Source organism: Actinoplanes sp. NPDC049265 (genome assembly GCF_043197135.1).
In the GTDB taxonomy this organism is placed as follows: Bacteria; Actinomycetota; Actinomycetes; order Mycobacteriales; family Micromonosporaceae; genus Actinoplanes.
This window is the reverse complement of record NZ_JBICSP010000007.1, coordinates 1-13252: the sequence shown is the minus strand read 5'-3', so window position 1 is coordinate 13252 and position 13252 is coordinate 1. Positions and strand designations below refer to the sequence as shown.

At 72.0% G+C, this 13252-nt stretch carries 11 protein-coding genes; 4 read left to right on the top strand and 7 right to left on the bottom strand.

What is annotated here, in order from left to right; all coding sequences use genetic code 11:
* Positions 1-118 precede the first annotated feature (118 nt).
* The gene (locus ACGFIO_RS18590; RefSeq protein WP_392827488.1) at positions 119-2605 is read right to left on the bottom strand and encodes a S8 family serine peptidase; all 2487 of its coding nucleotides are present in this window, start codon (positions 2603-2605) and stop codon (positions 119-121) included.
* Between the two features lie 114 nt (positions 2606-2719).
* Complete coding sequence (locus tag ACGFIO_RS18585) at positions 2720-3559, bottom strand: polysaccharide deacetylase family protein (RefSeq protein WP_392827487.1); 840 nt, start codon at positions 3557-3559, stop codon at positions 2720-2722.
* Positions 3560-3713: 154 nt separating this feature from the next.
* On the opposite strand from ACGFIO_RS18585, the gene ACGFIO_RS18580 reads away from it, so the two are divergent.
* Positions 3714-4196, top strand: coding sequence for an Lrp/AsnC family transcriptional regulator (locus tag ACGFIO_RS18580; protein ID WP_392827486.1), 483 nt, complete (start codon positions 3714-3716; stop codon positions 4194-4196).
* 8 nt (positions 4197-4204) lie between these two features.
* Here the strand turns inward: ACGFIO_RS18580 and ACGFIO_RS18575 are convergent, their stop codons facing one another.
* Both ACGFIO_RS18575 and ACGFIO_RS18570 read right to left on the bottom strand, forming a co-directional pair.
* Positions 4205-5188 carry an alpha-ketoacid dehydrogenase subunit beta gene (locus ACGFIO_RS18575; RefSeq protein ID WP_392827485.1) on the bottom strand — a complete coding sequence of 328 codons (984 nt, stop codon included), beginning with the start codon at positions 5186-5188 and terminating at the stop codon, positions 4205-4207.
* Positions 5189-5216: 28 nt separating this feature from the next.
* Entirely contained in the window at positions 5217-6272 is a 1056-nt protein-coding gene (locus tag ACGFIO_RS18570; RefSeq protein ID WP_392827484.1) for a thiamine pyrophosphate-dependent enzyme, read from the bottom strand.
* A 249-nt stretch (positions 6273-6521) separates the two neighbouring features.
* Between ACGFIO_RS18570 and ACGFIO_RS18565 the strand changes: the two genes are divergently transcribed.
* Together ACGFIO_RS18565 and ACGFIO_RS18560 are read left to right on the top strand one after the other, a co-directional pair.
* Positions 6522-7055 (top strand): hypothetical protein, encoded by a 534-nt coding sequence (locus ACGFIO_RS18565; protein ID WP_392827483.1) that lies wholly within the window; start codon positions 6522-6524, stop codon positions 7053-7055.
* On the top strand, positions 7052-7249 hold the full coding sequence (locus ACGFIO_RS18560) for a hypothetical protein (RefSeq protein ID WP_392827482.1): 198 nt from the start codon (positions 7052-7054) through the stop codon (positions 7247-7249). The genes ACGFIO_RS18565 and ACGFIO_RS18560 overlap by 4 nt, the downstream gene beginning before the upstream one ends.
* Here the strand turns inward: ACGFIO_RS18560 and ACGFIO_RS18555 are convergent.
* Positions 7238-10423 carry a CHAT domain-containing protein gene (locus tag ACGFIO_RS18555; protein ID WP_392827481.1) on the bottom strand — a complete coding sequence of 1062 codons (3186 nt, stop codon included), beginning with the start codon at positions 10421-10423 and terminating at the stop codon, positions 7238-7240. The genes ACGFIO_RS18560 and ACGFIO_RS18555 overlap by 12 nt on opposite strands.
* A gap of 57 nt (positions 10424-10480) precedes the next feature.
* Here ACGFIO_RS18555 and ACGFIO_RS18550 point away from each other — a divergent pair, with 57 nt between their 5' ends.
* The gene (locus ACGFIO_RS18550; RefSeq protein WP_392827480.1) at positions 10481-12286 is read left to right on the top strand and encodes a tetratricopeptide repeat protein; all 1806 of its coding nucleotides are present in this window, start codon (positions 10481-10483) and stop codon (positions 12284-12286) included.
* A 91-nt stretch (positions 12287-12377) separates the two neighbouring features.
* Here ACGFIO_RS18550 and ACGFIO_RS18545 read toward each other — a convergent pair whose 3' ends face one another.
* Entirely contained in the window at positions 12378-13151 is a 774-nt protein-coding gene (locus ACGFIO_RS18545; protein WP_392827479.1) for a helical backbone metal receptor, read from the bottom strand.
* A gap of 4 nt (positions 13152-13155) precedes the next feature.
* Positions 13156-13252: acyl-CoA dehydrogenase family protein (locus ACGFIO_RS18540; protein ID WP_392827808.1), on the bottom strand; the 97-nt coding region annotated here is incomplete at its 5' end.

Genomic DNA, 13252 nt, shown 5'->3' with positions numbered 1-13252 from the left:
GACACTCGACGCAACTACTGTGCGTCAGGCAGCGCTGCTCAGCGTGAGGATGAGCGCTCGGACGTGGTCCCGGCGGAGCCCTTCGCGTTCCAGGATGGGACGCGAAGGGCCACCGTGGCTACTTGGCCGCTGGGCGGATGGTGAAGCCGGAACCGTCGGCCACCACCCTCTCCAGGTCGCCGTAGACGAAGGCGTTGGAGCCGTCGCCGTTCTGCAGGCCGATCAGGGCGTTGTGGCCGCGTACGTACCAGCTGCCGCTCTGGGTCCGGTAGTTGACGGTGAACGTGCCGTCCGGACGCATCACCAGGCTGACCGAGATGCGACCCTCCGGCGTGCGGTTGAGCGGGCGCAGCACCTGGACGTCGCGCCACTCCACGACGACCTGGTCGGCGCTCGTGCTGGTGTAGATCCCGGCCGCGCCGTCGACGTCCAGGACCGAGTAGAACGGCAGCACCGCCCCCACCGGAAGGGAAGAGTCGGGCAGTTGCGGCAGCACGTCGAAGAACGGCGGCGGGATCGGGCCGGTGACGCTGAGCGCGCCGTTGGTGCTGATCCACGCGGTGGTCGACGACGTGCCGAACACCTTGACCGGGAAGGGCAGCGACACCTGGGCGACGGCGCCGCCGGCGCCGGAGAGGGCGAGCTTGGTGGTGCCGGCCTGGTAGCCGACGGCCGGCCGGGTGCAGACGTAGTCGGCCCCGTTGAGGTCGGTACGCGCGGGCAGCCCGACATCCAGCGTCGTGTCGGCGGTGACGGTGACCGTCTGGTTCACCGGCAGCGCGCACCGGCTGGGCGACTCGACGGTCAGCCGGTAGCCGCCTCCGGTCGGCAGCCGCAGCTGGTAGCGGCCGTCGGAGCCGGTGCGGACCCGGACCGGGGTGCTGTCGACGGTGACCGTCGCGCCGGTCACCGGGCCCTCGGATGACCGGACCACCCCGGACACTGTCGCCCGCGGCACCGGCCGCATGTCGATCGGCAGGGTGGCGGTTCCGCCGCCCGGGACTGTCACCTCACCGGTGGCGTCCTGGTACCCGAAGGCGGTGGCCCGGTAGGTGTACTTCCCGGGCACCATGCGGGCCAGCTCGAACCGGCCGCTCCCGTCGGCGCTGAGGTTCTTCGGCTTGGGACCGGAGAGCTGGATGCGGGCGTCCGGCCCGGCCGTGCCGGTCAGCGATCCGACGGTGCCCTTCGGGGCGGCCCGGAGCGCGGCGGCGATGTCCAGCAGGCCCTCCCCGGCCACGTTGTTCTTCCCGGCCGTACCCCCGCAGGTGGTGTCGTTGATGTCGTGCGCGGTGTCGCCGAGCAGTTTGCGGGTCGCCGCGACGTCGCCGTCCAGGGCCGGTACGGCCGACCAGAGCAGGGCGACCGCGCCGGCCACCTGCGGAGCCGCCATGGAGGTGCCGTCGAGGACGTTGAACTCCGGACCGATGTACGCCGACCGGATCGACGTGCCGGGGGCGGCGATGTCCGGCTTGATCCGCCCGTCGGCGGTGGGGCCACGGCTGGACGACGGCGCCACCGCGTCCTCGGGGGTGGTGTTGGCGACCGCGAAGGCCGAGTCGAACGAGGCCGGCCAGGTGTTGGTCGAACAGGCGCCGCTGCTGCCGCCGTTGTTGCCGGCCGCGACGACCGGGAAGATCCCGGCCGCCACCCAGGCGTCCAGGACGGGGCGGAACAGGTCCTCGCCGCCGTTGCCGAAGTACCACGAGATGTTGACGACGTCCGGCGCCAGGTCGGGCCGGGGGTTCTCGCCGTTGGCGTCGGTCGGTGCGAGCATCCACTGCGCGGCCCGGACCCGGTCACTGACCTCGCTGCCCTTGTTGGCCGCGATCCACCGGGCGCCGGGGGCCACGCCCATCTGGGGGTTGCCATCGGCGGCACGTCCGGCCTCGAGCCCCATCACGTGGGTGCCGTGGCCGTCGTCGTCACACGGGCCGGGGCACAGGCCGGTCGGATCGAACCAGTTGTAGCCGTCGTCGGCCGTGCCGGTGCTGAACCGGCCGCGGTAGGTGCCGGCCAGCGCGGGGTGGTCGCCGAGCACGCCGGAGTCGATGTTGGCGACGACGATGCCCTCGCCCTGGCTGCCGCCGACGTTCCAGGCCTGGTCGGCGCCGATGCGGTGCAGGTTCCACTCGACCCCGGCGACCGGTGGCGGAACGTCGTCGGCCGTCGCCTTCGGTGGCGTCACCGACAGTGCGGCTGGCTCCGGTTCGATGTGGGCGACCTCGGGCCGGGCCGCGATGTCGCGCAGCAGGGCGGAGTCACCGACCACGCGGATCGCGTCGGCGATCCAGAACGCCTCGAAGGTGGCCTTCCGCTCGGTCAGGAGTTCGCGCAGCCCGGCCTGCGTGCTCGTGGCCCGCTGGGTGAGCTGCCGGTGTACGGCGCCGGCGGTCGACCGGGCCGGCAGGCCGGGCGATCCGCGCAGGAACACCCAGAAGGGTGTGGATCCGCCGTGGGCCAGCTGCTGCCGCACCGCCGGTGCCACCTCGGCCGATGCGTTCGCGGCGCCGGCCGGCAGTGGTCCGGCCACCGGGATCACGCCGATCGCCACAGCGGTCGCGAGGATCAGCCAGCGCCGCTGCCGGGAAGATGATCTCTGCATGGCAGCGACGGTAATCAATCGTTTTGCCCCTGGCGCCGGGTTTGCGCGGTGGCCGGCGCGCCGGTGCCGAACCGTGACGGTGAACGCCGCGGCCGGGCAACGACCGGTGTGCGGTCACCCCTCGTCCGGCCGGGCGGTCAACTCGTACCTGGCCCGGAGCCAGGGGAGGAGCGTGCGGTACGCGGCGATCGTGTCCGGCTGGCCGCGGTCGTGCGACAGGATGATCGAGCCGCGGCGGGTGTGCTTCTGCACCGTCCTGATCAGCCGGTCGATGTGGGCACGGTCGGACTCGCCGGCCGGGTGGTCCCAGTCGCGCGGGTCGAGGTCCCAGTAGATCGAGGTCATGCCCAGGTCGCGGCCGGCCTTGACCAGGGCCGGGGTGAAGTTGCCGCCCGGCGCGCGCAGGTAGGCGACGGGTGCGTCCGGTGCCGCGGCGTGGATGGCCTCGTTGGTCCGGGTCAGGTCGGCGCGGATCGCCGCCGGGCTGGTCCGGCCGAGCGTCAGGCTGTGCGACCAGGAGTGGTTGCACAGGGTGTGGCCCTCGGCGGCGATCCGGTGGACCAGGGCGGGGTACGCCCGGGCCTGCCGGCCGACGAGGCAGAACGTGGCCTTGACGTGCTGGTCGGCCAGCAGGTCGAGCAGGGCCGGGGTCTGGACCGGGTCGGGGCCGTCGTCGAAGGTCAGCGCCACCCCGGCGGTTCCGGTCCGCATCAGGCTGTTGGCCGGCCCGCCGTGCCGTACGACCGGTTTCGACGAGGGCTTGGTGATGGTGGGCTTCGGCTTCGGCTTCGGCGTGGGCTTCGGCTCGGGCTTGGCCGTCGGCTCGATCGGGGGTGCGGCCGCGGCCGGGGGATTGACCCACGCCGACGGATTCTGATTCGCGTACGCCGTACCGCAGCCGGCCAGCGCCGCCAGCGCGAGCCCGGTCATCATCAGCTTGATCGTTTGCGTCACCGGGGAAATATCGACCCGCGTGGGCCCGGGAAGCGGCGCCCGGGGCACAGGTGGCACGGACCGGGGAGACGGTTCTCCGCCCGGCGGCCGTCCGGCCTGGGCCGGAGGGGATAATCAAACGCGGTGGAGGCGGCCGGCGGGGGAGGCGAGAGACATGGACCGGAACGGCGAGGCGATCGACGCCACTGACCGCCGCCTGCTGGAGCTGCTCATCGAGAACCCGCGCCTCTCCAATCGCGCGCTCGCCCGGTCGATCCAGATGTCACCGACCTCGGTCGGCGAGCGCCTCGACCGCCTGCAGAAACGCGGTGTGCTGCGAGGCTTCCGGGCCGACGTCGACCCGTCCGCGCTGGGGTACGCGGTCGAGGTGATGGTCGCGATCCAGCTGCGCCAGGGCAAGCCGGTGCGCGAGACGGTGGAGGCCCTGCGGGCCATCCCCGAGGTGCGGTCGGTCCAGCTGGTGACCGGTCAATGGGACCTGCTGCTGACGTTTCTGGTCCGCGACCAGCACCACCTGCGGGACATCCTGCTCGGTGACGTCTGGGCGGTGGCCGACTTCCAGCACAGCGAGTCCATGATCATCTTGCAGTCGTGGAACGCGACCCAGCCGCTCACCGAGGCGCTCAAAGACTCCTGAGGAGGCTCCTAGAACCTGAACGAGCGGTCGACCGCGTCGAGCACCCGGTCCAGGTCGGGCAGATACTGGTCCTCGAACTTGGACGGGGGATAGGGCGTGTTGAAGCCGCCGACCCGCAGCACCGGCGCCTCCAGGTGATAGAAGCAGCTCTCCGAGACGGCGGACCCGATCTCGGCGCCGAGCCCGGCGAAGGTCGGCGCCTCGTGCGCGACCACGCAGCGGCCGGTCTTGGCCACCGACGTGGTGATCGTGGCCAGGTCGAGTGGCGACAGCGAGCGCAGGTCGATCACCTCGAGGTCGCGCCCGTCCTCGCGGGCCGCCTCGGCCGCGTCCAGGCAGGTCTGCACCATGCCGCCATAGGTCAGCAGGGTGAGGCTGGTGCCCGCGCGGACCACCCGCGCGCGGTCGAAGGGCAGCACGCGGGCGTCGTCCGGGTCGTCGGCCACCTCGGCCTTCGTCCAGTACCGCCGCTTGGGCTCGTAGAAGATGACCGGGTCGTCGGACTCGACCGCCTGCCGCAGCATCCAGTGCGCGTCCTGGGCGTCCGAGCAGCACACCACCCGCAGGCCGGCGGTGTGGGCGAAGTAGGCCTCGTTGGACTCGCTGTGGTGCTCGACCGCGCCGATGCCGCCGCCGACCGGGATGCGGATGACCACCGGCACGGCCACCTTGCCGCCGGTGCGGGCGCGCAACTTGGCCAGCTGGGCGACGATCTGGCTGAAGGCGGGGTAGACGAAGCCGTCGAACTGGATCTCGCAGATCGGGCGGTAGCCGCGCAGGGCCAGCCCGATGGCGGTGCCGACGATGCTGGCCTCGGCCAGCGGGGTGTCGATCACCCGGTCGGTGCCGAAGTCCTTCTGCAGGCCGTCGGTCACCCGGAACACGCCGCCGAGCCCGCCGACGTCCTGGCCCATGACGATGCTCTTCGGGTCGTCCTCGAGGATTTGCCGCAGGCCGGTGTTGATGGCCTTGGACAGGGCGAGAGTGGTCATCGGAACTCCTGTTCGGCGCGCGGATCGGTCAGTCGAGGTACGACGCCACCAGTTGCTGGTACTGCGTCCGTTCGGCCGTCAGCAGCGGGGTCTCCTCGGCCAACACGGTGCGGAACAGGTCGGCGACGTCGCCCACCGGCATCGCCCGGCAGACCCGTGCGGTCTCGGTGGCCAGGGCCTCGGCCTCGGCGTCGACCTCGGCCCGGAAGTCGTCGCCGAGCCAGCCCCGGCGGACCATGAGCTTCTCCAGCCGGGCGATCGGGTCGCGGGCCGACCACTCGTCCAGCTCGCTGGCCGATCGGTAGCGGGTCGGGTCGTCCGACGTGCTGTGGCCGGCCACCCGGTAGGTCATGGCCTCGATCAGCATCGGGCCGGCGCCGGAGCGGATCCGCTCGGTCAGTGCCTTGGTCATCGCGTGGACGGCGATGACGTCGTTGCCGTCGACGGCGTACCCGCCCATGCCGAAGCCGGTCGCGCGCTGGTGCAGCGGCGCGCGCATCTGCGTCGTGGTCGGTGTGGAGATGGCCCATTGATTGTTCTGACAGAAGAACAGCAGGGGTACGCCGGCCGTGGCCGCCCAGTTGAACGACTCGTTGGCCTCGCCCTGGCTGGAGGCGCCGTCACCGAAGTAGACCGCGACCACCTCGTCGGCCCCGTCGCGTCGCACGCCCATGGCGTACCCGGTGGCGTGCGGCAGCTGAGCGGCGAGCACCAGCGTGTAGATGTGGAAGCGGTGCCGGTCGGGGTCCCAGCCGCTGTGCCGGACGCCGCGCCACTGGGCGAGCAGGTCGGCCGGGGACACGCCGCGCACCATGGCCGCCGCGTGCTCGCGATAGCTGGGGAAGACGTGGTCGGTGGCGCGCAGGGCCGTGATCGAACCGACCTGTGCCGCCTCCTGCCCGAGGCACTGGAGCCACAGCCCCAGGTCACCCTGCCGTTGCAGGGTCAGGGCGGCCTCGTCGAAGCGACGGGCGAGGCGCATCTGCCGGTAGAAGCCCTGGCAGAGATCGGGCGTGACCTCGATCGGCCAGTCTGGGTCGTAGCGGAGTTCACCATCGGGGTCGAGCAGCTGCACGGGTCGCATGCGGTGCCTCCAGGCGTGGACCGTGGTCAGCCGCCTGTCCGGCGTCTGGCACGGGTGTGCGCCCGCCTCGTGAGCGGACTGGACGATCGTAACCGCGATTGGCCCCGAGGTGAACAGTTGATCAGCTGAACATCCGGCATCTGGACGAATGACGTCAGCCTGGTGCCCTACGTCGCACCACGCCTTGACACGGTCGACGCGCCGGGTGAGCCGGGACAGGAGGATGACGCGGATCGATAGCATAGCCACATGGCCACCGCGGTTCAGATCGTGCAGGTCGCGAAAGACGCGACGACGGCGCTGGCCGTGATCGTCGGTGGCGGCTGGGCCTACCTGAAGTTCGCTCGCGGCCGCCTGTTCGCGCCGCGTGCGGAGCTGTCCGTCGCGGCCGCGATGTACGAGAGCGTGGACGGCCTCATGGTGGTCGCGACGGTCACGCTCGTCAACCGCGGCGTACGCCGGTTCCGGCTGAAGGACGACGGCAAGGTTCTGTACGTCTACGAGCTGCGCTCCGATGCCGGTGCCGGGCCGGCGCTGCTGTCCGAGGAAAAGGTCGCCCTCGTGCCCATCCTCACCTCGCACGACTGGCTGGAGACGGCCGAGCAGGTACAGGAGGAGACGACCGTCCAGCTCGGGCGCGGCGCCGGCCACGACCGGGCCGGCTTCCGCCTCGAGGCGCAGGTCTGGTCACCGCCGGGCCTCGGCCGGCGATCCGGGTTCCGGTGGATCTCCTCGGTGACCGCTCCGGGACCGGGGTGGACAAAAGTGAAGGACAGCCCATGACCGATGACGAGGAGTCCCCGGCGAAGTTCCAGCGGCGCTGGGACAGCTCCGACGAGCGGCAACTGAACGAGGACCGCCGCCGGCTGCTGCTGCGCCGGCCGGCGGCCGCATCCGACCCGGCCGGGCCGGGCGACCAGCCGCCGTCCACCGCGCGGCCACCCCTGGAGGACGAGGCCGGCCGGTCAGACGGTTGACCTCCCGATACCGGACAGCAACTGCCGCACATCGTCCAGACCGTCGGTGACACCGGCCGCGAGGATGTCCCGTTCGGCCTGCTCGGCATAGACCCGGGCGTCCTCAGTGCGGCCCGCCTTCAACATGATCAACGCCAGCAGGTGCCGGGCCTGGCCGGCGCGGGCAAGGTCGCCGCGGCGGACGTAGGTGGCGAGCGCCTGGTGCAGATGGTCGGCCGCGCGCCCGAGGTCGCCGATGATGCGTTCGATGCCGGCCAGGCTGTAGTGCAGCGGCGCGAGAAGGTCCGGCCGGTCGGCGACCGCCGTGATCGCGTTCTCGTAGTGGCGCCGGGCCTGCCGGACCAGTTCGGCGGCCTCCGGCGGGAACTTGATCTCGATCATCGAACCCGGTCCGCCGGCCAGCTCGCCGGCGTCGTACCGGCGCTGCGCGTCCTCCTGCGCCAGGATCTCGGCGCGCCGGATCGCCGTCGCGCCGAGGCCCTCGAACGCCCGGGCGATGACCGAATAGTCGCGGTCTCCGACGATCCGGAGGCTCTCCAGGAAACAGGTGCGCGCGACCGACGCCGACCGGGCGTCGCCGGCCCGGCGGTGCAGATGGCCGAGCTGGATCAGCATGGACGCCTCGAGCTGCTGATCGCCGAGGCGGTTGGCCAGGTTGACCGCCTCGCGGACATCGGCCTCGTCCTCGCTCCGGCCCAGTTCCAGCGCCCGGGTGCGGGTCGCCGCACCGCCGGAGCGGTCGGCGCCGGCCGAGTCCCGAATCCGGGCGGCCAACGCGGCCTCACCGCGGCCGGTGGCCCGCTCCAGGCAGTAGCCGCGCAGAATCGTCACGGACAGCGGCGCCCGCAGGGTCAGATCGGTGCGCGGCAGCCCGTCCGGGCCGATCATCGCGGGCACCAGCAGGTCGAGCGCCGCGAGCCACGCCTCCGGCCGGCCTTGTCCGGCGTAGAGAGCGCGGAGCGCCTGCATCGGCCCGAGCGCCGCCTCGGCGTGGCCGCCGCGCAGGCTCGCCGGCACCGCTTTCAGCAGATTTTCCTCGTCCGCGGCGATGAGCCGCAGAATGGCGCGTTCGCCGCTCTGATGGCCCCAGGACAGCGCGTGCCCGTACGCGTCGAACTCGGCGCCGCACGCCTCGCCGGCCCGGACGGGATCCGGTGGAGCGACGTCGGCGGCCCGCAGGACTGCCGGAAGGAGCGGGTGGACGGCATAGAAATCGGCCGGTCGCGGGGCCAGCAGACCGCAGTCGGCGACGCGTTCGAGCAGTTCGCGGGCCGGCTCGTAGGTCAACGGCGAACCCAACCGGGTGGCGCTCCGGCTCAGGTGCAGTGCCGATACGGTGCCGCGGAACCAGCCCACCAGGCTCAGGATCAGCTTGTCGCCGCCGCCGAATCGGTGCCGCAGCACCCGGGCCGCGGCCCGGACCGCCGGCTCGGTGACCGCCGGCCCGTCGAGCACGCCCAACAGCGCGAGAAGGTTGCCCCGCGATAGCTCCGCCGCCGACGCGGCGCGGCCCGCGGCCACGGCCGAGCAGTCGGCGGACGTCAGCACCTGCGTGTTCACCCGCTCGACGCGGACGCCGAGCCAGTCCAGCCCGCCGCACGCGATCAGCAGCACCTTGGCACCGCCACCGGTCAGCCGGCCGACCAGGTCACCGAGACGCTCGCGGTCGCCATCCGACCGGCCGGCCGGATGCCACGGGGCCGCGACATCGACGTCGTCGATGATCCACAAAGCCCGGTCGGCCGGGCCGGCGGTCGAGACGGCGTCGTCGTCGGTCAGCGAGACGCGTACGACCGTGCCGATGCCGCCGGTGCGGCGGTACCAATCGCCGAACACCCGCGCGACGGTGGACTTCCCGCTTCCGATCAGGCCACCCAGGTGCACCACGTCGGCGCCGTCGAAAGCCCGGTCGAGCAGGATCATCACGTCGTCGGCGCTGTCGAGTTCCGCGGGATCGGCCGCAGCCGGTGGCCCGGTGGTCAGCGCCGGCGCGCCGGTCGTCACCCACATCGGGCCGTTCGCGTGAACGACGGGCACCAGCCAGTCGTCGTCCCGTTCGCCGGCCCGGGGCCGGGCGAGTTCACGCCGGGCGGCCGACACCGCCTGCGCGAACTCGTCGCCCTCGACGATCCGCCGGTACAGCTCCTCGACGAAGACGGCCGCGGTTCCGACATGGACGTCGTAGCGCATCGCGACGACACCCCGCACACCGCCGTCGAGCGCGGCCAGGGCCAGCGAGCCGAACGTCGCACGCTGATCGGCCGCCGGCTCGGGTGACGACTCGTCCCGGGCCCACGACGGGACGCTCCGGGCCGAGCCGCAGGCGTTCAGCGTCAGCAGCGGTACCCCGAACTCGGTGAGCACCCGTCCCAGCCGGGCCCCGCCGACCGGCATCATGTTCTCCGCCACCTCGGCGTCCTCGAAGAGGAAGAACCCCTGCGTGACGTCGGCCTCCGGAACGTGTTCGCCGTCCGCCGCCGAGATCGTGCCGAAAACCCCGTGCCCGTCCAGATGAACCAGATCGAACGGCCGGCCGCGCTCCGCGGCGTCCCGCAGGGTGTCGGCGAGCCGGCCGAACGTCGGTGGCCGGAGCACCTGAACGTCGAGATCCGGGAACCGCCGGCCGAGAGCCACCACGCGACCGGCGACCGAGCGGAACGGGACGTCCCGATCGAGCCGGGGACGGCAGATCGCGAGCAGGATCCGCAAGGGTCCCGGCCGTCGCGGCGGAACCGGCGCCGCGCCGGCCGGCTGATGGACGAACGCGCGGGCGGCGACCGCCGGGACCAGACCGGAGCCGGCCTCGCGCAGCATCTCCAGCGGAAACCGCACCGCCTCGTCGCAGGCCGGATCCACTTCGATCCGCAGATCCGCGATCTCCGGGCCGGCCGCCCGCCACAGGTCGGCGCCCGCGCCGGTGCCGAACAGGGCGGCGAACAGTGCCTCACCGAGCTCGTCCAACCGGCGTGCGGCCCGGGCCGCGATCGTCGGCGCGGGCTCGGCGGGATAGCGGCGGAAGTCCTCCAGATACCACCGAATGAGGAGTTCGTCGGAGCGTTCGAACGCGATCGACGGCACCGGAGCCTCGGCCCGCCGCGACAACCCCGGCAGCTCGAGGGAGATCGAAATGCTCGGCCGATCCCCGGCGGTGACGCCGAACCGGAGAGTCTTCACGACCGATCGCTCGTGTTGCCCCGCGGGTACTGTCGCGTGCATGGGGACGATTGCATCATGACGTCCGAGGACACGCCATCACCCGCCGAGCTCATCGCCGCCGGCATCCAGTACGCCGAACTGCCACACGGGAACCGCGCCGACAACCTCGAACGGTCGATCCAGCTCCTCAAGGCCGGCGTGTCCACGTTGCTCGACGGGGATCAGCCGGCGGTCCTCGCGTTCGGTCTCTATCAGCTGGCCATGAGCGTCCAGGAACGAATCCACGGCGACCGGCCGGACAACCTCGACGAGGCGATCGGCTACTACGAACTCGCCGTCGCGGTCCTCGACCGGCTCGACGGACACGAAGAACGGTTGCTGCGGGGACAGACGCTCGGCAACCTGGGTTCGGTGCTGATCGCGCGGGACGACCACGAGAAGGCGCTCTTGATGTTGCGGGCGGCGCTGCGGATCCAGACACCCGAGACGAGCCGCCGCGAGTGGGGCGTGAGCCAGCAGAACCTGGGATCGGCGTACATGTATCGCCGCGAGGGGAACCGGCGGGACAACATCGCGGCGGCGATCGCGGCCTACGAGGCGGCCCTTCGCGTACGGACACCGGATGCCGAACCCGCGCTCCACCACCGCACCCGCGCCTCTCTGGAGGCAGCGCGCCGGGAGTTCGACGCCCTCGACGCCCCGGCCATCCCGACGCCGGGCGCCTCGTCGGCCGGATTGGTGCAGCGCGCGATCGACCTGCAACTGCGGGGCGCGCGGAACACCGACCGGGCGACGAGAGAACGGCTGCTGGAGGCCGCGGTCGCCGGCTTCCTCGAGGCCCTCGACGGCATCGACGAAGAGGCCGACAGTGCGTTGTGGGGTACGGGCATGCACAACCTCGGCATCTGCTATTCACTGCTCGACCAGGATCCGGAGAACGGCGAGCGGGCCGTGCTCGCGTTGCGGTCCGCGCTGCCCGCCCGGCTGCGTGCCGGTGACACCCCCCGGTGGGCGATGACGCAGTACACCCTGGCCTTCGCGTACGCCAACCGTAAGCTCGGCGATCCGATGGAGAACACCGAGGCCGCGATCCGGGCGGCCGAGGCGGCCCTGGAGATCATCACCCCGATCTTCAACGCCGAGCAGTGGGCCAAGGCGTCGCTGAATCTCGGCCTCGCCCTTCTCCGCCGCTTCGAGCTGGCCGGCGGCGACGGCGACGTGAACGACCTGCGCGCGGGCATCACGCACACCGAGAACGGCCTGAGCCACACCGACGAGCTCGGCCACCGGTCGACGTCGAACTCGATGGCGCAGCTCGCGATGGCCTACCGGCACCTGGCCGAACGGGAGGACGACCGCGTGCTCCGGCTCGAATACGAGTCTCTGTCCGCGTTTCATCTCAACGAGGCGATGGCCGCGGAGCCCGACCATGAATTCTCCGCCGACGAGACCGCCGCGGTCGCCCTGTTTCAGGGGCGGCAGGCGGAGCGGGACGCGGGCGACGCCACCGAGTTGTTCCTCGACCGGGCCGGGAAGACCCTCGGCCTGGACCTTCCGCCCACCACCCTGCGGCTGGAGCTGCGCAATCAGTACGGCCGCGCCCACCTGCGCCGCCTCGCCGGCGACCCGGACCGGAACGCGGCCGCGGCGATCCGCCAGTTCGAGCTGGTACTGACCGAGGCAAGCGTCAGCCCGGACGATCAGCGGGCCCGCTCCTCCGCCCATCGGGGGCTCGCCGACGCGTACGCCGAGCTGGACCGGTTCGGCGACGCGGCGCGGGAATACCGGCTGACGATCGGCTCCGTCGTGGCCGAGGCGAAACGCGACCGCGAGTACGAGATCGTCGCCGCGCTCGCCGCCCTGCACCGGGTGTCACGCTGAACGTGACCCGGCGTGCTCAGTCCGGTCGTTCGGCCCCGAACAGCGTGTTCAGCCGGCACGATCTCGAGCATGGCGACGACCTCACCGCCGGTCAGAGAGAACGGTGAGGTGCGGCGGTGTCGAGCTGCGCGGTCAGCAGCCGGGGCGCGTCCACCAGGCTGGGCCCGTACCAGGTCAGCAACCGGCCGTTGACCAGGGCGGCGGGCACGCCGGGAAAGGCTTCCGGCCCGTCGTCGGCCGTGAACAGGTACGGCTCATCCGGCAGCACGACCAGGTCTGGTGTGGCGGCGAGCAACTCGTCGAGCGGGACCTTGGGATAGCGCTCGTCGTGCCCGGCGTAGGCGTTGACCACGCCCAGCCGGGACAGGACGTCGCCGGTGAAGGTGTCCCGCCCGACCACCATCCACGGGCGGCGCCAGATCGGGACGACGGCACGGCCGCGGGGTACGCCGGACACGCCCGCCCACGCCCGTTCGGCCGCGGGCAGCCAGCCGGGTACGTCGAGCCGGCAGGCGGCGGTCAGCATCCGCAGCAGCGAGGTGAAGGCCTCCGGCACGGTACGTACGCGGGTGACCCAGACGGCCAGCCCGGCGTCGCGCATCGCGGCCAGGTCGGCCGCCCGGTTCTCCTCCTCGTTGGCCAGCACCACGTCGGGGCGCAGCGCGGCGATCGCGGCGACGTCGGGGTTCTTGGTCCCGCGGATCCGTGGCACGTCCAGGCCGGCCGGATGCGTGCACCAGTCGGTCGCGCCGGCCAGCAGTCCGGGCGCCGTGACGGCGACCGTCTCGGTGAGCGACGGAACGATCGACACCACCCGGCGGACGGTGCGCGGCACCTCGACGTGCTGACCGAGATCGTCGTCCACCCGGTCAGTCCTTGAGGAGTTGGCGGGCCATGACGATGCGTTGGACCTGGTTGGTGCCTTCGTAGATTTGGGTGATTTTGGCGTCGCGCATCATGCGTTCG